The following is a 19358-nucleotide window of genomic DNA, read 5'->3' on the forward strand; positions in this document are numbered from 1 at the left end:
GGACGCCTTCGACGAGTAAGCGCAGGCTCATCAGGCCGCGCCAGAGGGTTTGCCAGCCAGGTGGTCCGTCGCCTTTGCGGCCCAGGTGGCCGCCCAGGCCAGCCAAGGCATAATACACGTCGCGCACAGTCTGCACGGGTCGTGAACTGCGCAGCGTGAGGACCTGTAAAAAAGTCGCTTCCAGCCCCGCTGCCGTCGCCGGCAAGTCGGGTTGGAGGCGACTTTTTTCGCGCATATCCACTAGCGCCAATGCGACCACGCTGAGCAGGGCGACGGCGGCAAAAAGACGGTCAGCGGTTTGGAGCTGGAGCTTTTCGGCCCCCAGGCCCGTTTTCAGGGCTTTGTGAAAGTCCTCGATGAGCCAGCGGCTCACGTACTGCCGGGCGCAGGCGTGGGCCTGGGCAAAATCCGTGATGGGTTGGTCGCAGAGCAGCAGCCATTCCAGGGCGGGCGTGGCCGGGCCTGTGTCCCCGACTTGGGCGGCTTCCCAGACCCGTACCAGGGCGCAGGGAACCGGGTCCCCTTTGCCCGTCGCCGCGCCCGGTCGCTGGGGCGCACGCAGGGCCAGCGGGGGGCTGAAACTGACCTGGAGCAGCACTTCGCGGGCCGGCTGGCCCGGCCGGCCACGCAAGGCCAGGGTCAACTGGCCCGCCGAGGGCTGGGCCCGCGCCACGGCGAAGAGCCGCCCGGCGGGCGCTTTGTCGGCGCCGGCCACCAGGGCCCGGTCCTGGGCGGCGCGCACCACGAAGCCCAGGCCCTGGGCCCGGCACTGCTGCAGGTGCTCGTAGATGTCGGCCCCGCGGTCGGCCACCACCACCCAGCGCGCGTCCGGTGGCGGGCTGCCCACGTTGCGCAAGCTCCGGGACCAGAGCGCCGATTCGCGGACCCGGCCCTGGCGCAGGCGCGAGCCGCCGTGGAGATGGTCTTTTTCGGCCTCCGGCACCGGTTGACGGACGTGAAACTGCTGGTCCAACAGGCCCAGCAGCGGCAGGGCGGGCCGTTTGGCGGCCGGGTCGGGGTCCTGCACCGGCCAGCCGGCGGCCACCAACGAGTGCAGCAGTACGCCCTGGCTCGTGGCCTTGCCCGGCCCGACCGGCCCCAGGCCGGGCCGGCGCTCGTCGGCTTCGGGCCAGCTCAGTTCGCTCGTGTCTTCGACCAGCAGGTAGGTGCCCGGCTCCTGTAGCGCTTGGCGAACCACGGCCTGATGCGCCCCCTGCAGCGCCTCGGGCGTGGCCCTTGCACCGCCCAGCAAGCGATACGCCGCTTTACTGGCCCCCGCCTGGCCGGTCCCCAACTGCGGAATGGTGGCCCCCGGCTGCCGGGCCCAACCGGCGGCCAACTGCACCACCCGTCGGCTGCGGCGGGCATCGCCCAACACCGTGCCCCCAAAATGCGTCTGCGCCCACAGCTGCGGGTCGCAGAAATGCGTCGAAATACTCATCTCGCAAGCTACTAAGCCGGCCCCGCAAGAACCCACAAAAAAGCGCCGACCTGTTGGCCGGCGCTTTTCAAAGATGTGGGTAAGGACAAGACTCAGCAATGAATCGGGGCTTTTTCGTGCTGTCTCGCTCACTCGTTGCCACACCGGAACTGAACGGTTTCGAGGCAGGAAAGGGTGGCGTTATCGTAGCCGGGGGCATCATACGTTAGGCGGGGGATTATTTCGTAGCTGATTCTCAGAACCTGTCCATCGGTTTGCTTGGGTAGATAGGCCTGCCAAACGGCTCCGCTGGGGTGCAAAATGAGGCCGTTTTCGAGCTTGAGCGCAGTGTGTTCGGTGAGGCACATGGCTGTTTTGCCATTGCAAAGCTGCACGGTAGCCATAGTAGTGCATGGCTCGGGCTCACTAGCATCTTGTGGGGCACAACCTGTGAGCAGCATACCCGCAGCCAAACCGGTACTAATAAGGGTGAAAAAAGGAGTAAGATGACGCATGAGACAGAAAAGTTGAAGGTGAATTTTGGGGTTGACCTGTCAAGCTATTCCAAGGTTGCATCGGGTATAATTTTTCAATTCGGGTGCTGGCGCGCGTCTCCGACGCGTTGCCTACTGGTTCCGCGTCTCCGACGCGCGAAGCCAACAAGACCAGCCCTTGCGAACGGTTGCGTATGGAAACGCCAAGTCAGGAAGCCACGCGTCAGCGCCACGCGTCAGCGCCACGCGTCAGCGCCACGCGTCAGCGCCACGCGTCAGCGCCACGCGTCAGCGCCACGCGTCAGCGCCACGCGTCAGCGCCACGCGCCAGCGCCACGCGCCAGCGCCACGCGCCAGCGCCACGCGCCAGCGCCACGCGCCAGCGCCACGCGCCAGCGCCTGACTGCGTAAGTCCTGCTACCAAAAAGCGCCCGACAGCATTGCCGGGCGCTTTTTGTTAAGCTCAATGGTGAAGCTCCTTAATTCGCGCCTATCGTGAACAAGGGCAAAGGTTTCACAGCGGTATACTTGCCGCCTAACGACTGAATTTCGGGCTGGCGCAGCTTGACGTAGTTGTTGTACTGCATGGCCGCACGGTCGTATTGCACCCGAAATCCTACCACGCCGGCATCAAGCTCCCGCAAGCCTTCGACGAAGTTGCGGGCGTTTTCGGTGGGCGCGTTGCCGTTGGGCGCGGCCACGGGCAGCAGCGCGCGGAACAGCGAATCCTGCGCCGTGTCGTACTGGTCAATAAGGTCGGAGCTACTCATTGATTGCTGCGTGTAGCGGCGGGCTTTGAGGCGGGCATTGGCGCGTTCCAGGCTTTGGAGCTGGGCGGCATCGGCGCCGGGCTGGCTTTTCAATTCCCGCAGCAATAACTTGGTAACGCCAATTTTCTGGTCGTCGCTTTCGGTCATGTTGCGCCATTTTATATCCACCGAGTCGCTCAAAACGTCGAACTGAGACTTGATGGCCGCCGCCGAATTCGGGTCAAGCACCACGGCTTTGCTGCCGTCGCGCTTGCAGGACGCCGTGCAACCGGTAATAATCAAGAGCAGTACAACGGCTGATTTAACCGAGAAAACGACTGGAGTAGGCATTGCTAAAGTATGATATTGAAAAGGTAACGGGCAAAGCTACACCGGCTTGAACTGTTCGAAAATTTGGCGACAGTTGTGGCAATAATGCACGGCCCGGCACAGCGTAGCCCCAAACGGCGTGCGCAGCTCCGTATTGTGTCCCTGGCAATTAGGGCACTCCGCATATTCCAGAAAATCAAGGTCGAATACCTGGTTGCCAATGAATGGCGGCGGCGACAGCTTGTGCTGGCGCAGGGCCTGCCGCCCGGCCTCAGTGAGCATGTCCGACGTCCAGGCTTCGCGCAGGCTGATATTGACTTCCACCGCCGGCACGCCGTGCGCGAGCAGGGTGCGCTCCACATCGCGCTTCATGTAGTCCATGGCCGGGCAGCCCGCGAAAGTCGGCGTAAGCTCCACCGTCACCTTGCCCGTGGCCTCGTCCAGCTCCACCGCGCGCACCACGCCCAGGTCAATGAGCGAAATTGTCGGAATTTCCGGGTCTTTCACCGCCTGCAGCCAGTCCATTATCTGGCTTTTAGCTATCGGCTGATGGGTGTTAGTTGCTGTCGACATAAAGCTATTGGCAAGAAAAAGCTAACGGCTGACAGCCAGTAGCCAGAAGCTAAAAAAACCTACCAGTCGGCCGTCGGGTCCAGCCGGAATACCTCGGCCATTTCATCTAGCAGGGGCTGCAAAAACTCGGTGTGCTGGCCCTCACGACCACCAAAAACGGGCGTCAGGCTCAGCACGTCGGGCACTTGCAGGGCCGTTTGGCTCAGCACTTTGCTGATGCTTTCCAGCCACCGGCCGCGCAGCTCGTCTTCGCCCACAAACAAGCCGGAGCTGATGATTTCCGCTTCGGCGTCGGTTTTTTCAAAAATGCCCAACGCGTAAGGCAGCGTGAAATCCAGGGAACGCTGCATGCGCTCGATGGCCTCGTCGGTAGCCGTGCCCAGGCGTTTCATCCAGGTGTTGGCGTGCAGGGCGTGGTACTTAAGCTCGCCGCGCAGCTTGCGGGCCACCTGGGCCAGCGGCTCGTAGCTGCTGCCGGCCAGCGCCTCGAAGCGCAACAGCTCGGCGTGGTCGAACAGGAAATGGCGGGTCAGGCTGAAATCGTACTCGCCGATGGGCAGCTCCACCAGCTGGCAGCAGTGAAACTGGTCGGCGTTGCGCGTAAAGGCCACGGTGTCGGGCTCGGTTTCGCCCAGCTGATGCAGCAAGGTGTAGAGCTGCAGGCTGTGGCCGAGCTTGTCCTGGGCCATGCTCGAAAAAGCAATGTCTTCTTCCAGAATCGGCCCCAGGCCATTCCATTCGGAGTTGCGGTGGCCGAGAATCAGCTGGTCGTCGGCGAGGCGGTACAGCAGGTCGAGTTTAGGGTCCATGCGCAGGTTAGTGGCTTTGCGGGTTTTCAGCCTTGAATTTTTCGATGCGGTCCTGCACCTTATAGGAGATGGCGTCGCGGTACTTCTTCTCGGGCGTGGTAGTCCAGATATCCCGGTCCTCGTCCTCGGAGCGGAGGAAATCGGCCGCGCGCACCGCCCATACGTTGGCCACCGGACGCAGCTCGCCAAACACGCCCTTGGCCACCTGCAGGGCATCGGCCGGAGAGCTGGCCCGCACCTTGCCCACGTGCTGGTGCGCCTTGCCCCGCTTTTTGAGGTGGAAAATATCGTAGTCCTCCTCGCCCGCCGCGTAGGCTGCTTCTGCGGCGGCCGTGTCGTCGGCCAGACCCGCCGCCGGGGCGCTGCTTTTGGGCAGCAGCGGCAGCGTATCATAAGCCGATTCCTGGTCGCCCACATAGGCCGTGACCGTGATGGCGGCCGTGGGCACCACCCACATGCCCGTGCAGGCAAAGCGCCGGCTGTACTGCTCCTTGGCAAACAAAAACGCCACGTCGGCCTCCGGGGCATGCACCGGCCCCACGTACACGAAGGGCGCGCCTTCTTTCTTCTGGTGAAACACCTCGTAGGTGCCAAACTGGTCTAGCGCGCCTTTGGCCGCCGGCGCTTCGGGAGCGTCGGGCAGCCCCAGCCGGTTCATGCGCGGGTCGTGGGAATTTATCATTGGGGGCACTTAGGGTAAGAGGGTATGGGGGTAGGAGGGGAGGAGTTGGAAGGAGCGAAGCAGTTTGAAAACCAACTCTTACCCTCCTACCCCTATTCCCTCTTACCCTAAAAGACCTAAGCCAACGGGCGGACGTACTGCGTTTTGGGCGTGAGCAGGGCGCGGCGGACCCAAGCGCCGTTCTCCTCGGCAGCGCGGCGCACGGCAATGCGTTCGGCATTGCAGGGGCCGTCGCCGTTAATCACGCGCTTGAAGTCTTCCCAGTCGGGCTCGGTGAATTCCCAAACGCCGGTTTCCTCGTTTTTACGCAGGTTGGCGTCGGGCAAAGTCAAGCCAATTTCCCAGATTTTGGGCACGTACATGTCCAGGAACTGATTGCGGCACTCGTCGTTGCTGGCCATTTTTACTTTCCAACGCATCAGAATTTCGGTGTGCACCGACATCTTATCTGAGGGGCCAAAAAAGGTCATAATGGCGGGCCACCAGCGGTTCAGCGCCTCCTGCATCATCTTGCGCTGAATGGGCGTGCCCGTGGCCATGTGCACCACGGCATCGTGGCCATACTTCAGGTGGAAGGCTTCCTCGGCGCAAATCCGGTCGAGGGCGCGGCAGTAGGGGCCGTAGCTGCCCTTGGCATTGGCCAGCTGGTTCACAATGGCGCCAGCGTCAATCAGCCAGGAAATCACGTTCGAGTCGGCCCAGGTCGGCGTGGGGTAGTTGAACACGTTGGAGTACTTGCTTTTGCCGTTGATGAGGTCAATCAGCATCTGCTCGCGGGTTTTGCCCAGCGTTTCGGCCGCCGAATACAGCAGCTGCGCGTGGCCTACCTCATCCTGCACCTTGGCCATCTGGGCCATTTTGCGGCGGAAGCCGGGCGCCCGCGTAATCCAGGTGCCTTCGGGCAGCGAGCCGATGATTTCGGAGTGCGCGTGCTGCTCAATCATGCGGGTGAGCTGCTTGCGGTACAGGGCCGGCATCCAGTCGCCGGGCTCAATCTTCTCACCCCGGCCAATGCGGGCCTCAAATTCGGCCAGCAAGATGGGGTCTTCGTTTTCCAGGCCGGTGGCGGCGGAGGTCGGGAGGTCGTGGGTGCTGGCGGAACCGTACATAATAAGTTGGTTTGGGAGGGTGAGAAGGTATGAGGGTGGGAATTTTTTTAGTATTGACGGGGAAGCGAAAAAGAAGATGAGTAGAGGACAATTCCTACCCACTCACCCGCCGGCCCTCAAGCCCTTGTAAAAGCTGCTCGGCCAGGCGGTGGGCAATTTCGTCGGGGGTCAGGTTGCCGTCGGGGCGGTACCAAGCGGGCAGCCAATTAAGGCTGGCCAATAGGGTGAGTGTGACAAAAGAAGCATCGGGGGCATGTAGCTCCCCGGTGGCAATGCCTTGCTGCACCAGGGCGCGAAAAGCGGCTTCGTACCGGTCGCGCAGGGCCAGAAATTCGGTGCGGGCGGGCTCGCTTAGGTGGCGCCACTCCTGCAGAAATACGGTTGAAGCGGCACTGTCGCGCGTTAATACCCGCACGTGCCCTTCGATGGCCAGCCGCAGCTGCGTGGCAATGGGAACCGCAGTGTCGGTAGTAGCCGTGGCGAAAGCGGCAAAGAAATCGTCGGCCAGGCCAAAGCACACGCGGTGCAGAATTTCCTCCTTGGATTTGATGTGCGAATACAAACTGCCGGCTTCCAGGCCCAGCTCGGTGGCCAGCTCGCGCATGCTGGTGGCCGCAAAGCCCCGCGCCCGAAACAGGGACGTGGCCACGCGGTCAATCTGGGCTTTGCGCGAACGGAGGGGGGCGGTAGGAGTCATGCTGGGAAAACAAAGGTATGCTTGCTAACGCTCGTTAGCAAGCGAAAGTTTCGGGTTTGACAAGGCTGAGTTTATTTCGGAGTGCGTTGAATTTCATTATTTTGAGGTCGAAAAACATGATTTGATAATCCGTTTTACCACCGAACTACTAAGCTGAAGGACGTATCTTTGCCCGAGAAGACTCTTTTTAACTTCCATTTTTTATGAAAAAACATTACTACATGCTGTCGGCTGCTTTGCTGTTTGCCGGCGCCGCAAACGCTCAGGGAACGGAGTTGTTTTTCTCAGAATACGCCGAAGGGGCGCACATGACGGGGACTAGCTATGGTGGTGCCACGGTTTCATCGGGCAACGAGCGGGCCATTGAAATCTACAATCCTACCAACGACGTCGTTGACCTAAGCCCGTACTCCATTCGCCGGTATTCCAACGGCAGCACATCGGTTTTTCAGGAAGAAAAATTGTTTCGAAGCAATGTGGCGCATGCGCCCGTGGGTACCAATAGTCTGAATCCTCGGACCACGTTTGTGGTGGCGTGCGGACAGGCTACCCTGCCGGAAATTGTTAGCAAAGCGAATCAGTTTTCTGCTGCATACGAAGAGCCCACGCTAGCGTCCGTTATCGTATTTGGTAGTCCCATCTATTTCAGCGGCGACGATGCCATGGCCCTGGTTCGCTACACCAGCGGTACTGCTGGCGTGGGTCCCGGCGTCATTGTAGACCAAATTGGTGTGATTGGCGAACGCCCCCTTCTGCAGAATTGTAACACGGGCGGCAACTGGAGCGGTACTAATCCCTTGGATGGCACCGGTACCAATGCGGTTTTTGTCTCATCAGCCAACCAGACTATTATCCGCCGCGCTACCATCTCAGCAGGAATAAGGACTAACCCCAATCCGCAGAACGTGGCGGCTTCCTGCCCGCCTACCCGCGAAACAGGCGGCTACAATATTGCCGATGAGTGGTTTACCTATTCAACTGCTTTTAATGGTCCGGGAGGTTCTCAAAATGCTGGCGGTCAATTATATGACCAACTCGGCCAGCACCTCGATTACGCTGGCCCGTTCGGCGCTTACCAGACGGTACTCAGCAGCAAGCTAGCCAAGTTCAACGCTAACATCAGCATTTACCCCAACCCGGCCCACGGCACCGCCACGGTTGAGATTAAGGATGCCAAAGTAGGCAGCGTCGTGGTTATCAACAACCTCGGCCAGCGCATCAGCGCCCAGGGCAAAGGCCAGGGCCAGGAGAAACTGACGCTGGACATTTCGGGCCTGAAAGCCGGCTTGTACTTCGTGCAGGTTATCGGCACCGATGGCCAGACCAAAGTTTACAAAGAGCTGGTGGTGGAGTAAGCATCCATTAGCAGTACAAAAAAGGAGGGAAGCAATTTCCTCCTTTTTTTGTGGGCGTACTTTTGCGCCGCTCCGGTATTTAAAACTGCTGTTGCGCAGCCAAGGCGCCAACCTCACCCCCTCACCCCCTCTCCCGAGGAGAGGGGGAACTAGATTTAGTTGTAAAAAATTGATTTCTAGAATATAAAGTCAGAAACTAGTTCCCTCTTTCCCTAAGTAAAGGAGGCTAGGGGGTGAGGTTGGGGCCTGGCACAATTGCACAAGTAAATCCTTCCCCAAAGACACCATTCTCAATGTCCGAACTCACGCCGCTCACCGCCATTGGCGAATTTGCTTTAATTAGTCGTTTGCAGAAAGGAATTGCCCAACGCCAGCCCGGTACCGTGCTGGGCATTGGCGACGACGCGGCCATCATCGCCCCCGCGCCCGGCACGGAACTGGTAATGACCACCGACCTGCTGGTAGAGGGCATTCACTTCGACTTGTCGTTCTGCCCGTTGCGGCACCTGGGCTACAAGGCCGTAGCAGTGAATGTATCGGACGTGGCCGCCATGAATGCCCTGCCCACGCAGCTGGTGGTGGGCATTTCGGCCGGCCCCCGGTTCACGGTGGAGGCCATCGAGGAGTTGTACGCGGGCATGCGTCTGGCCTGCGAGGCCTACAACGTGGACCTGGTGGGTGGCGACATGACGGCCAGCCGCGGCGGCCTCACGGTGGCCATCACGGTGCTGGGCGCGGTGCCGGCCGGCGAGGCCGTGCGCCGCAGCGGGGGGCAGCCCACCGATTTGCTTTGCGTGAGCGGCGACCTGGGCGGTGCCTTCCTGGGCCTGCAAGTGCTGGAGCGGGAGAAGCAGGCCTTCCTGGCCGACCCGGACACGCAGCCCGAGCTGGCCAACTACGAGTACGTGGTGCAGCGCCAGCTCCGGCCCGAAGCCCGCCTCGACATCATCCACGAGTTGAAGGAGCGCGGCATCCGACCCAGCAGCATGATTGATATTTCGGACGGGCTGGCCTCGGAAGTGCTGCATTTGTGCGCGGCCAGCGGCACGGGCGCCCGGGTTTTTACCGAGTTTCTGCCCTTGGCCAATCCCACGCTGGAAGCGGCGGCCGAGTTCAACCTTGACCCGCTGACCTGCGCCCTGAACGGCGGCGAGGACTACGAGCTGCTCTTCACTGTGCCCGTGACGGACCACGAGAAAATCAAGAATCATCCCGATATCACCATCATCGGCCACCTCACGGCCAAGTCGGACGGGGCCAATCTGGTGACCAAGGCCGGGCAGGCCGTGCCGTTGCAGGCGCAGGGCTGGACGAGCTTTTAGCCCCGCCGTCGGGCCAGCCAATAACCTTATTTTCAGGTATAGCGTTAGGGGTGCAGCCGGAACGTTACTGTCGTGGCACGCTAATTGTCTTTGGCCTTCGCACCTCAGCTTTTACTTTCAATAAACTTAATTTTCTTAGCCATGAATAAGCTCCCCTATATCCTCAGCTTGATGTTGCTGGTCAGCACCATCTTCAGCTCCACCTCGGCCCAGGCCCAGGAAAAGAAAAAATGGAGCCCGCAGGCCAAAGGCGCCGTAATTGGTGGCCTGGGTGGTGCCGCCGCTGGTGCGGTAATCAACAAGCGTAACCGGGCCGTTGGTGGCGTGGTAGGCGGTGTGGCCGGTGGAGCCATCGGCTACGGCGTGGGCAAGCACATCGACAACAAGCAGAAAGAGCGGGCCCGCATTGCCGCCGCCAACCAAGCGGCCGCCAACCAGGCCGCCGCCAACCGGGCTGCTGCCAATCGCGCGGCCGTTGCCCGCAACACGTCAACTACCACCACCCGCACCCAAACGGCGATGGTGCCTTACAACAGCGTGACGGCTGCCCCCGCCGCGGCGTTGGCCTACGATGCCCAGGGCATGCCCGTGGTTTCGAACTCGGCCTATTTACCCAATAACTCTTACGGCGACGCTTCGCATCCGTATTCTACTTCGGAATACCGTCGCAAAAGCTGGTAAACAGTTCCGTTGCTCACCTGCTGAACCCTGGGCGCCCGCGCCTGGGGTTTAGCTATTTTAGCGCTTTGCGTTGGGCCGTTTAAAAAGCCCGTGCATGTTCCTTTTCTTCACCAATTCCCCGATTTTTTTATGAAAGCCTTTCTGTATAGTGTGCTTGTGGCCGCAACGCTGACTTCCTGTTCCAAAGCGGACGAAGCCGTCAATGTCCAAAGCCTGAACCAGGAGTTTATCAGTGCCTGGAACAGCAAAGACTCGGGCAAAATCAATGGCTTCCTGGCCGACGATGTGAGCTTTGTGCAAGGCAGTGCCCACTGGAAGGGCAAGGGCGAGGTATCGCAGAAATGGGTGAACGAGACGCTGCCTACTATCAACGGGTTGAAGACCAGCGTGCTAAGTTCTTCCACCGACGCCAGCACGGCCTACGAAGCCGGTACTTTTGCCGTGGACGTGCTGCCCGCCGCCCCCGGCGAGCCCCGCGGCTTTGGTGAAGGCAACTACATTTTCCTCTGGAAAAAAGGGGCCGACAAAACCTGGAAACTCAGCTACGCGCAGCTGGAAGATTTGCCGGTGCAGCGTCGCTAGTAGGGTTGTCGGGCAACGAGCCGTTGAGCTAACAGCAAAAAGTTGTTAGCTCAACGGCTCAGCTTGAGGGAATCGCGCCACCTTAGGTCGGCATTATTGTGGGTGCGCCAATAGTCGAGCATGATGCTGTGGCGCCGCGTGGCGCGGGTGGTGAGCAGGCGGGCCTGGGCGGCGCCGGGGCCGTCGCGATAGGTTTCTTCCCAACCGAGAATGCGATGCGGGAAGGCTTGCTCAAAGAAAATGCTGACGCTGTGTTGCTTGGGGCCGGCGTAGGTGATGGTGTAGGCTTGAGCGGGGCCGGTAGTGGAACCAAGCTGGCTGGGCAGCGCCGCCTGCAAACTGGCGGTAGCAGCTTCGGGCACCAAAGGCAGGTGCTGCAAACGGGCGTAGGCGGTGCCGGGCACCAGCCTGATGCTGCCCGTGGGCAGGCCCGCCGGATTCAGGCGGATGCGGTTCCAGAGCTCGTCTTCGAGCAGGGCGGTTTCCAGCTTGGTTTCGTTGTCGCCTTCGCTTTCGAAGTAAGATTTTTGGGAAACGTTGTAGCCTTTGGGGCCCAGGTTGAGCTGGGTGAAAACGTGGCCACACCATTCCTGCACCGATAAGCTCACCTTGGGGCTGTGCGGGTCCTTAGCCAAGTCGAGCGGAGTGAAGGCCGACAGCATGATGGAATACGGGTAGACGCCGGTGTTGAACTTCCTAGTAAAGTTTAGCTTGAGCACGGGCAGGCGGTCGGCCGGATTGGCAGCGGGGTTGTCGAGCTTGACCTGCTTTTTGCGGGAGAAATCTTCGGTTACGAACACCAGCACGGCTTCGCCCTGGTGCAACTCGCCGTAGCGCGCCTGGGTCAGGTCGTAGCTGGTGAGCTCGGCCTTGCCCTGAAACCAGTAGCTGCCGAACTCCGGTGGGAGCGGAGCGGCCGGTACCACCTGCGCCTGGGCGGCCTTGGTATCGGGCGTGGAGGAGCACTGCGCGCCACTCAGGAGCAAAGCGGGTATCCAGATACAGGAACGCATCGACATGGGTTGGATTGGTTTTGGTGGATGCCCGACTTAGCGGCGGCGCGCTCAGTTAATCCTCGGGATAAGGCACGAATACGAAGTTCGTAAACTCCTTGTCGAGCACGAACAGGCAGCAGAATTCGTCGGCGTCTTTGTAAGTAGCCTGGAAGCCTTCGACGCCATCCACGTCGATGATGCCTTGCTGCACGAATAGCTCCAGGTAGCTGGCGAAAACGTGCCAGTCCAGGTTCAGGTCGTCGGCGTTCACGAGGAGGCCGCCGAGGGGCACTTCCTGCTTGGCAAACACGAAAATGGGGTATTTGCTGAAGTCGCCCTTGCGAATCTGGGAAGAAGCTTCGAGCAGGGTATCGCACACGACGACGAAATCCTTGGTGATGGTGCCGAGGTATTTGCCGTTGAGTTCGGGGTCGTTGAAGTAATCCATCTTAATGAATAATGCCGCGTTTAAGCAAAATGATTAAAGTGATGAGCAACACAGAGCCCACACCGAGGAAGAAATAAGCTCCCAGCCGGTCCTTGCTTCCGCGGATAAAATAAGGTGTGCTGCTGCGGTCAACGAATTGGGCATCCGTGTTAATCTCATCCGCCTTGTGGGCTTGGAAGTCGAGTTCGTCAGCAAAGTAAACCGTCAGTGTATCGTCCCGTTTTATTTTGTCAAGCTGCTCAAATTCCGGTTTAAAATCGCCCCAGTCTTTACCAACGAAGAAGGTAAACGTCTTCGGAAAGCCTGAAATACGCAAATATCGCATGGCACTGTCAGCATCGTGGCGGTCGATGTGGCCTGGGAGATGCTTCTGGAAATACGTAACCGGCCCACTAATACGGTTGAATTCCGCTTTGCTTTTGCCACTACGGGTTAGCAGCAGGAAACCAAAGAACAGAATGAAAACTGCGCTGGCTATATATTTCATAACGAGAAACTACTTCAACTCCAGCGCCACCACATTCTCCACATGATGCGTGTGGGGGAACATATCCACCGGCTGCACGCGGGTGACTTTGTAGGCGGCATCAAGCAGTTCTAAGTCGCGGGCCTGGGTGGCGGGGTTGCAGCTGATGTAGACGATGCGGGGGGCGCGCAGCTCCAGGAGGCGGGCCACCACGTCGGGGTGCATGCCGGCGCGGGGCGGGTCGGTGATGAGGACGTCGGGGCGGCCGTGGCGGGCGGTAAACTCGGCGGTGAGGATGTCCTTCATGTCGCCGGCGTAGAACTCGGTGTTGGTGATGTTATTGATTTCGGCGTTGACGTGGGCGTCGGCCACGGCCTGCTCCACGTACTCGACGCCGATGACTTTGCGGGCCTGGTGGGCCACGAAGCTTGCTATGGTACCGGCCCCCGTGTAGAGGTCGTACACCAGCTCATCGCCTTTGAGGTCGGCGAAGTCGCGGGCTACTTTGTAGAGCTGATGGGCGCCTTCGGAGTTAGTTTGGTAGAAGGACTTGGGGCCGATGCGGAAGCGCAGGCCTTCCATCTCTTCCTCGATGTAAGGCTTGCCTTTGTAGGTGATGACGTCGAGGTCGTGGAAGGTTTCGTTGCCCTTGCTGTTGAGCACGTAGTTGAGCGAGGTGATGCCGGGGAACTTGGCGTATATGGCGTCAAGCAGCGCCTCGATGCTGTCGTGGGGGCGGTAGCACTGCAGAATCACCATGATTTCGCCGGTGCTCTGGGCGGTGCGGATGATGAGGTTGCGCAGGTTGCCGGTCTGGCGCACCATGTTGCCGAATTCGAGGCCGTGTTCGCGGCCGTAGTCGCGGATGAAGAGGCGGATTTCGTTGCTGGGCTCGGCCTGAAGGTGGCAGTGCTGCACGTCGATAATCTTATCGAAGCGGGCGGGGGTGTGGAAGCCCAGTACGTTGCGGTCGAAGGTTTGGGTGTCGTCGTCGATTTGCTCCTGAGTCAGCCAGCCGTTGTCCGAGAAGGTATATTCGAGCTTGTTGCGGTAGTAGGTGCGCTGCGGCGAGGCGAGGATGAACGGAATCTCGGGCAGCTCGACCTTGCCGATGCGGGTGAGCTGGTCAATCACCTGCTGCTGCTTGAAGTGCAGCTGCGAATCGTACTCCAGGTGCTGCCACTTGCAGCCGCCGCACACGCCGAAGTGCTGGCAAAACGGCGTGGTCCGCAGCTCCGAATACGCGTGGAAATGCGTGGGAACGGCTTCCAGAAAGTTCTTTTTGGCGCGGGTAATGCGCAAGTCCACCACGTCGCCGGGGGCCACCTGCGACACGAAAATGACCAGGTTATCGAGGCGAACCATGCATTTGCCTTCGGCCACCATGTCCTGAATCAGGATTTTCTGGAGCGCGTCGACGGGTAAATTCTTAGAGACTTTCGTGATTTTGCGGGACATAACGTTACGGGCGGTAAAGTCCGGCAAAGGTAGACTACGGATTGGCTCGGATTTCGCGGATTTTGTGGACGACTTCTTCTCAATAAGAAAAGCCTCCCGGTTGCTGGAGGCTTTTCTTATTGAGAAGAAGTATCACTTTGGGGCAAGTCCCGCACCGGCTGCGTCGGCTACAAAATCCGCAAAATCCGACTAGCCGAGCCAATCCGTGGTCTTACTTGACCACCTCAAACCAACTCTTAATATTAGTGCCGTTGGGTAGTTTCAGGAGGTAGAAGTAGGTGCCGGCGGGCGTGCTGGCATCGCCGCCCCAGTTGTTCTGGTAGTTGGTGGTGCGGTATATCTCGCGGCCCCAGCGGTTGAATACCGTGAACGTGTTGCCGGGATAGAGCTGAATGTTATCAATCTCCAGCACGTCATTCTGGTTGTCGTTGTTGGGCGTAATAATGTTGTAGGTCCGCAGGGCATTCTCGAAGTCCACGCTGGCCTCGTTGGAGTTGGAGAGCAACGGCGCACTGCCGCTGCCCACGGCCACCACCCGGAAGCTCTGCCGGAAGCCCGCGCTAATTCCGGAGCCCGGCTCGGCGTTGGACACGGTAGCTTGCAGGGTAGTGGCGGGCACGGTGCTGAGGAGCACGGCCGGGCCGGCATCGGTGCGGCGGTAAATGCGGTATTCGGCCACGACGAAGCCCACGAAGGCGTTCCAGGCGAGGGCGGTGCTGCCCTGCTCGCGGCCGCCATTGCCCGCCGAGCCCGCGTTGCTGGCCACCAGCCGGATGGTCTGTGCCACGGTGCTGGGCACCACCGTGCCGCAGCCGTTGGTGAGGTCCAGCTGGTATTCGTAGGAATTAGCAGCGGCATCCACGGCATTGTTGTCGGTGTAGGTAGTGGCCGAAGCCGCCACCGTGCCCACGGCCGCAAACGGACCCGCGCCCGCTACCCGCCGCAGAATGCGCACGGGGCCCGGCGTGTTGGCGCTGTTGGAAGAATTCAGGGTGAGAATAATCCGGTTGTTGCTGGTAGTAGCGTCCACAGACGCATTCACCAGCGCCAGGTCGGGGCTATCGAATACCACGGCGCGGGTAGCGGCCGGGCCGGCGCACAACGCCGGGCTGGCACTGGTTTCGGCCACGCTCACGCCATACGGGCCCGTGGCCCCGAATCGCACCGATACCTGACTGCTGCCCTGGCCCGTGGCCACGCTGCCGCCCGTCACCGTCCACTGGAAGGTGGCGCCCGGCGTGGGGTTGGCCACGGCGTAGGGCTGCGACCCAGCTAGGTCGCACACAAAAGCTGGACCCGTAAGTACGGGTGCTACTGGCGTGGGGCTCACCGTGAAGGAGGAAGTAATAACCGGACCCACGCAGCCGCCGGCCGAGGTTTCCTGCGCCGTGAGGACGTAGGTGCCGGGCGCGGGCAGGGTGGCCAGCGTGCGGGCATTGCCGGTGCCCGCCAGGGCCGTGCCACCGAGGGCGAATACGTAGCTGGAACCCGGCAGGCCGCCGGGCAGCGAAAACGCCACTGGCCCATTGGTCTGGCACACCAGGGCCGGCCCCAGCAGGGCCAGTTGTTGGGGCGAAGGATTAATCAGCACCTTCAGCGTATCGGAAATGCCGCGGCAAATGCCCCCGGCCGGGTTGCTGGTTTCCGTCACCACAATCTTACCGAGGGTGGGCACCGTTACGGCGTTCCAGCGCACGGTCACCGTATTCTGCGCCGTGCCCACCTGGGTGCCGCCGATAATTTCCCAGGCGTAGCTGGAGCCGTTGGCAAACGAACCGCTGCGATAGGTGAACGGGCCGTCGGCCTGGCACACGGCGCGCGGCAGCGGGGTCACGGCCAGAATATCGCCGGGGCCGGTGGGCCGCACCGTTTGCAAGCGCTGATTGATGATGATGGGCAGCGTAGTGGTATCCGAGGAACAGCCCTCCGCATTCAACCGGAATACCTTCAGATAAGCCCCGGTAGTGGCCGGGCCCCAATTCACGGTGATGGCCGGCGTGCCCTGGCCGCCGGCAATGGTGCCGCCCCGAATCAGCCAGGTATAAGCCGCAGCGGCTGGCGAGGGCACGGCGTAGGCCACGCCCGTCACGGTGGGGCACACCGACGCCGGCCCGGCAATGGCTTCGGCCGCCGGGCGCGGGTTCACGGTCACGGTTACGGCATCGGTGCTCACGCAGCCCGTAGCCGAGGTCGCCGTCACGGTAAAAGTGCGGTTGAGGGGCGTGGGAGTGGGGTTGAGGCCGGTATAAACGGGTTGGGCCGCTGTGGCACTGCTCAGGCCGGTGGCCGGGCTCCAGCTGTAGGTATACCCTGGCAGGGCGGCCGAGCCCAGCGTGAGGCGCTGCCCGTCGCAGACCGAGGCATCGGCCCCGGCGTTGGCCACGGCGGCCGGGTTCACGGTGATGGTCACGGTGCGGGTGGCTACCCAGCCGTTGGCCGTGGTGGCGGTGAGGGTAAATACAATGGGGTTGGGCAGGCCGGTAGTGTTGGCCAGGCTGAACGTGGGATTGGCCACGCTGGCGCTGCTCAGACCGGTGGCCGGGCTCCAGCTATAAGTGTAGCCCGCCACCGGCGCCGCGCCCAGCGTGATGGTAGCGTTCGAGCATACGGCCTGGTTAGGACCGGTCACAGCCACAGCCGCCGGGTTGATGGTGACGGTTACGGAATTTGTGGCTACGCAGCCGTTAGCCGTGGTCGCGGTCAGGGTATATGTCTGCGTGATAGGCGCACCGGTCAGGTTGGGCAGCGTGGCAGTAGGGTTGAGGCTATTGGGGTCACTTAGGCCGGTAACCGGGCTCCAACGATAAGTGGTGCCGGCCACAGCCGTGCCGCCGATAATCACGGGCACATTCGAGCAAGTTGCTTTCATCATGCCCGCATCGGCCACGGCGGCGGGGTTGATGGTCACGGTGACAGCGCTGGTGGCCGTGCAGCCATTGGCCGTAGTGGCGGTCAGGGTGTACACCTGCGTAATTGGCGTGCCGGTTGGGTTGGGCAGCGTCACGGTGGGGTTGAGTACAGCCGGGTTGCTCAGGCCGGTAGCCGGGCTCCAGGCATAAGTGGTGCCTGCTACAGCCGGGCCTCCGCCGATAACCACGCCCACATTGGAACAGGTGGCCTTGGCCAGGCCTGCATCAGCCACGGCCGCCGGGTCGATGGTGACGCTCACCGTGGCGGTGGCTGCGCAGCCGGTGGCCGTGGTCGCCGTTAGGGTGTACGTCCGGATGATGGGGGCGCCGGTGGTGTTGGTGCCGGTCACGGTGGGGTTCAAAATGTTAGGGTCGCTCAAGCCGGTGGTAGGGCTCCAACGGTAAGTGGTGCCGGCCACGGGCGTGCCACCCAGCGCTGCCGAAACTGTGCCCGAACAGAAGCTGAGGGCCGCGCCGGGGTCGGCTACGGACGCAGGGCTCACCGTCACGATTACCGTGGAAGTCGCCGCACAGCCCGCCGGGCTCGTCGCCGTCACGGTATAGGTCGCCGTGAGGGGGGCGCCAGTGGTGTTGGGCAAGGTCACGGTGGGCCGGGCAATGGTGGGGTTGCTCAGGCCGGCGGCTGGACTCCAGCTATAGGTGTAGCCGGGCAATGCCGGGCTGCCCAGCGGTGCGGACGCGGTAGCCGGACAGGTAACCACGGCCGGGCCGGCATCGGCCACGGCGGCGGGGCCCACCGTCACGCGCACCGTACTGCTGTTCGCGCAGCTGGCGCCAGCCGATACCGTGAGGGTATAAACCACTTCAATGGACGCGCCCGTGGTGTTGGGCAGGGTCACGGTGGGCTGCGCGATGTTGGGGTTGCTCAGGCCAGTGGCCGGGCTCCAGCTATAGGTGTAGCCTGCCACGGCGGGCGTACCCAGCGGGGCCGAAGCAATGCCAGGGCATAAGATGCGGTCGGCGCCGGGCTGAGCGGTGGGCGGCGGCGTCACGGTTACCGTGAAGCTGGCCGTGGTGGTGCAGGTGCCGTCGGTGCCCACTACGGTGTAGGTGGTGGTAGCAGTGGGCGAAACCGTGAGCGTGGTTTGGGTCGAGCTTTGCCCGCCGCCACTCCACACATAAGTCAGGCCCGGAATGCCCTCCACGGCCAGCGTGGTAGCGTTGCCCCGGCACACCGTGGGCGTAGTGGCCGTCACGCGCAGGGCCGGCAGCGGCCGGATATCCACGCCCTTCACTACCGAATCGGTGGGGCAGCCACGCGCCGAAACCCCATTGAGCACCAGCGTGCCAGTGGTGTTGGCGCCGGCCCAGGTCACGCGGACGGTGTTTGTGCCCTGGCCGCTGGCAATGGTGCCGCCCCGCACGCGCCAGCTGTACGATGCCGCGCTGGGCCCCGTGGCGGTGTAGGTGCGCACAGTGGCCGGGTCGCACACGGTGGCGGGCCCGTCGATGGCCGTGGGCCCCACCGCCCGGTTCACCGTCACCCGGAACACGTCGGCTACCTGGCGGCCGCCGCAGCCGTTGTCTTTCACGGTCACGGCCAGGTCGTAGGGCGTGGCGCGGGCATCGCCGCAGGCCGAGTTGAACACGATGGTGCCACTAACGGAGCCGGTACCGGTGGCCGAGGCCGTGCCCGTGAGGTTGCCGGGCGCCACGGTGCCGGAGCTGCCATTAAAGGTGGCGTTAAATGGCCCGCTGCCGTCGAGCAGGGCGCTGTTCACAGTCATCACCAGCGGGTGGTTGCCATCGGCCTGGGTGGCCGTGATGGGAATGCGCAGCGTCTGCCCTTCCTCGATAACGTAGCTGCGCGGCGTGGTGCTGACGGGTGGGAGAATGGGCGGCGGCGTGGGTGGACAGGTCGAAACCACGAGCTGCAAATCGCGCCGGGTGGTGCCAATGAGCACTTCCCGGTCGTTGATGGTTCGATACTCCGACACGTCCACGGCCACCACGTACTGGCCGTTGCGCATGCCGCCGTACCGGGCCACGCCGGTGCTGGCGTTGATGAGGGCGAAGTTGCCGGGCCCCTGGCCAAACGGACTGCCGACGCTGAAGCCCATGTTGTAGGGCACGGGCGGCGGCAGGGGCGGGAAGGCGCCGGGGTTGGTGCGCTGCCCGTAGGGGCTGCCAAAGGAGTACACCAGCCGGTCGCCATCGGGGTCAAAAGCGTTATTGAGCGAGAGCGTAGTATCGTTCTGACAGATGATAGCCACCGCCGTATCGGAAAAAACGGGCGAGCGGTTCGGAATCAGCGGCGG

The 19358-nt window shown here is 61.8% G+C and carries 17 protein-coding genes; 4 read left to right on the forward strand and 13 right to left on the reverse strand.

Features of this window, described 5'->3' with window-relative positions:
- The 8 genes from GM79_RS08370 to GM79_RS08405 form a co-directional block, all read right to left on the reverse strand.
- Nucleotides 1–1441 (reverse strand): IS4 family transposase (locus tag GM79_RS08370; protein ID WP_035561561.1); only part of this gene is annotated, 1441 nt, incomplete at its 3' end.
- Nucleotides 1442–1569: 128 nt separating this feature from the next.
- Nucleotides 1570–1824, reverse strand: a complete 255-nt coding sequence (locus tag GM79_RS08375) for a hypothetical protein (RefSeq protein WP_035562173.1) — start codon at nt 1822–1824, stop codon at nt 1570–1572.
- A gap of 569 nt (nt 1825–2393) precedes the next feature.
- On the reverse strand, nt 2394–2966 hold the full coding sequence (locus GM79_RS08380; RefSeq protein WP_035562176.1) for a hypothetical protein: 573 nt from the start codon (nt 2964–2966) through the stop codon (nt 2394–2396).
- A gap of 84 nt (nt 2967–3050) precedes the next feature.
- Nucleotides 3051–3566: a 1,2-phenylacetyl-CoA epoxidase subunit PaaD gene (gene paaD / locus GM79_RS08385; protein ID WP_035562179.1), complete on the reverse strand. Its 516-nt coding sequence runs from the start codon at nt 3564–3566 to the stop codon at nt 3051–3053.
- A gap of 59 nt (nt 3567–3625) precedes the next feature.
- Nucleotides 3626–4375 carry a 1,2-phenylacetyl-CoA epoxidase subunit PaaC gene (gene paaC / locus GM79_RS08390; protein WP_035562182.1) on the reverse strand — a complete coding sequence of 250 codons (750 nt, stop codon included), beginning with the start codon at nt 4373–4375 and terminating at the stop codon, nt 3626–3628.
- A 7-nt stretch (nt 4376–4382) separates the two neighbouring features.
- Nucleotides 4383–5057 (reverse strand): phenylacetic acid degradation b, encoded by a 675-nt coding sequence (locus GM79_RS08395; RefSeq protein ID WP_035562186.1) that lies wholly within the window; start codon nt 5055–5057, stop codon nt 4383–4385.
- A 116-nt stretch (nt 5058–5173) separates the two neighbouring features.
- Complete coding sequence (gene paaA / locus GM79_RS08400; protein ID WP_051718674.1) at nt 5174–6166, reverse strand: 1,2-phenylacetyl-CoA epoxidase subunit PaaA; 993 nt, start codon at nt 6164–6166, stop codon at nt 5174–5176.
- A 94-nt stretch (nt 6167–6260) separates the two neighbouring features.
- The gene (locus GM79_RS08405; protein ID WP_035562189.1) at nt 6261–6863 is read right to left on the reverse strand and encodes a TetR/AcrR family transcriptional regulator; all 603 of its coding nucleotides are present in this window, start codon (nt 6861–6863) and stop codon (nt 6261–6263) included.
- A gap of 203 nt (nt 6864–7066) precedes the next feature.
- Here GM79_RS08405 and GM79_RS08410 point away from each other — a divergent pair, with 203 nt between their 5' ends.
- The 4 genes from GM79_RS08410 (at nt 7067) to GM79_RS08425 (ending at nt 10803) form a co-directional block, all read left to right on the forward strand.
- Nucleotides 7067–8218 (forward strand): T9SS type A sorting domain-containing protein, encoded by a 1152-nt coding sequence (locus tag GM79_RS08410; RefSeq protein WP_035562191.1) that lies wholly within the window; start codon nt 7067–7069, stop codon nt 8216–8218.
- A gap of 293 nt (nt 8219–8511) precedes the next feature.
- Entirely contained in the window at nt 8512–9540 is a 1029-nt protein-coding gene (gene thiL, locus GM79_RS08415) for a thiamine-phosphate kinase (protein ID WP_035562194.1), read from the forward strand.
- 141 nt (nt 9541–9681) lie between these two features.
- Complete coding sequence (locus GM79_RS08420; protein WP_035562196.1) at nt 9682–10221, forward strand: hypothetical protein; 540 nt, start codon at nt 9682–9684, stop codon at nt 10219–10221.
- Between the two features lie 129 nt (nt 10222–10350).
- Nucleotides 10351–10803, forward strand: coding sequence for a YybH family protein (locus GM79_RS08425; protein WP_035562199.1), 453 nt, complete (start codon nt 10351–10353; stop codon nt 10801–10803).
- A gap of 50 nt (nt 10804–10853) precedes the next feature.
- Here the strand turns inward: GM79_RS08425 and GM79_RS08430 are convergent, their stop codons facing one another.
- The 5 genes from GM79_RS08430 to GM79_RS08450 form a co-directional block, all read right to left on the reverse strand.
- On the reverse strand, nt 10854–11816 hold the full coding sequence (locus tag GM79_RS08430; protein WP_152559905.1) for a hypothetical protein: 963 nt from the start codon (nt 11814–11816) through the stop codon (nt 10854–10856).
- A 55-nt stretch (nt 11817–11871) separates the two neighbouring features.
- On the reverse strand, nt 11872–12246 hold the full coding sequence (locus GM79_RS08435) for a hypothetical protein (RefSeq protein WP_035562205.1): 375 nt from the start codon (nt 12244–12246) through the stop codon (nt 11872–11874).
- Nucleotide 12247: 1 nt separating this feature from the next.
- Nucleotides 12248–12733, reverse strand: coding sequence for a hypothetical protein (locus tag GM79_RS08440; RefSeq protein ID WP_035562208.1), 486 nt, complete (start codon nt 12731–12733; stop codon nt 12248–12250).
- 9 nt (nt 12734–12742) lie between these two features.
- On the reverse strand, nt 12743–14170 hold the full coding sequence (rlmD, locus tag GM79_RS08445; RefSeq protein WP_035562211.1) for a 23S rRNA (uracil(1939)-C(5))-methyltransferase RlmD: 1428 nt from the start codon (nt 14168–14170) through the stop codon (nt 12743–12745).
- Nucleotides 14171–14381: 211 nt separating this feature from the next.
- Nucleotides 14382–19313 carry a gliding motility-associated C-terminal domain-containing protein gene (locus tag GM79_RS08450; protein WP_152559906.1) on the reverse strand — a complete coding sequence of 1644 codons (4932 nt, stop codon included), beginning with the start codon at nt 19311–19313 and terminating at the stop codon, nt 14382–14384.
- Nucleotides 19314–19358: the final 45 nt, after the last annotated feature.

The organism is Hymenobacter sp. IS2118 (assembly GCF_000715495.1).
GTDB lineage: Bacteria > Bacteroidota > Bacteroidia > Cytophagales > Hymenobacteraceae > Hymenobacter.

Excerpts from the sequence above, each read along its gene's own strand:
- GM79_RS08410 (WP_035562191.1), top strand. The coding sequence starts at position 7,067 with ATGAAAAAACATTACTACATGCTGTCGGCTGCTTTGCTGTTTGCCGGC.
- GM79_RS08435 (WP_035562205.1), bottom strand. The coding sequence starts at position 12,246 with ATGGATTACTTCAACGACCCCGAACTCAACGGCAAATACCTCGGCACC.
- paaD (WP_035562179.1), bottom strand. The coding sequence starts at position 3,566 with ATGTCGACAGCAACTAACACCCATCAGCCGATAGCTAAAAGCCAGATA.
- GM79_RS08440 (WP_035562208.1), bottom strand. The coding sequence starts at position 12,733 with ATGAAATATATAGCCAGCGCAGTTTTCATTCTGTTCTTTGGTTTCCTG.
- paaA (WP_051718674.1), bottom strand. The coding sequence starts at position 6,166 with ATGTACGGTTCCGCCAGCACCCACGACCTCCCGACCTCCGCCGCCACC.
- thiL (WP_035562194.1), top strand. The coding sequence starts at position 8,512 with ATGTCCGAACTCACGCCGCTCACCGCCATTGGCGAATTTGCTTTAATT.
- GM79_RS08375 (WP_035562173.1), bottom strand. The coding sequence starts at position 1,824 with ATGGCTACCGTGCAGCTTTGCAATGGCAAAACAGCCATGTGCCTCACC.
- GM79_RS08425 (WP_035562199.1), top strand. The coding sequence starts at position 10,351 with ATGAAAGCCTTTCTGTATAGTGTGCTTGTGGCCGCAACGCTGACTTCC.
- GM79_RS08420 (WP_035562196.1), top strand. The coding sequence starts at position 9,682 with ATGAATAAGCTCCCCTATATCCTCAGCTTGATGTTGCTGGTCAGCACC.
- rlmD (WP_035562211.1), bottom strand. The coding sequence starts at position 14,170 with ATGTCCCGCAAAATCACGAAAGTCTCTAAGAATTTACCCGTCGACGCG.
- GM79_RS08405 (WP_035562189.1), bottom strand. The coding sequence starts at position 6,863 with ATGACTCCTACCGCCCCCCTCCGTTCGCGCAAAGCCCAGATTGACCGC.
- paaC (WP_035562182.1), bottom strand. The coding sequence starts at position 4,375 with ATGGACCCTAAACTCGACCTGCTGTACCGCCTCGCCGACGACCAGCTG.
- GM79_RS08395 (WP_035562186.1), bottom strand. The coding sequence starts at position 5,057 with ATGATAAATTCCCACGACCCGCGCATGAACCGGCTGGGGCTGCCCGAC.
- GM79_RS08430 (WP_152559905.1), bottom strand. The coding sequence starts at position 11,816 with ATGCGTTCCTGTATCTGGATACCCGCTTTGCTCCTGAGTGGCGCGCAG.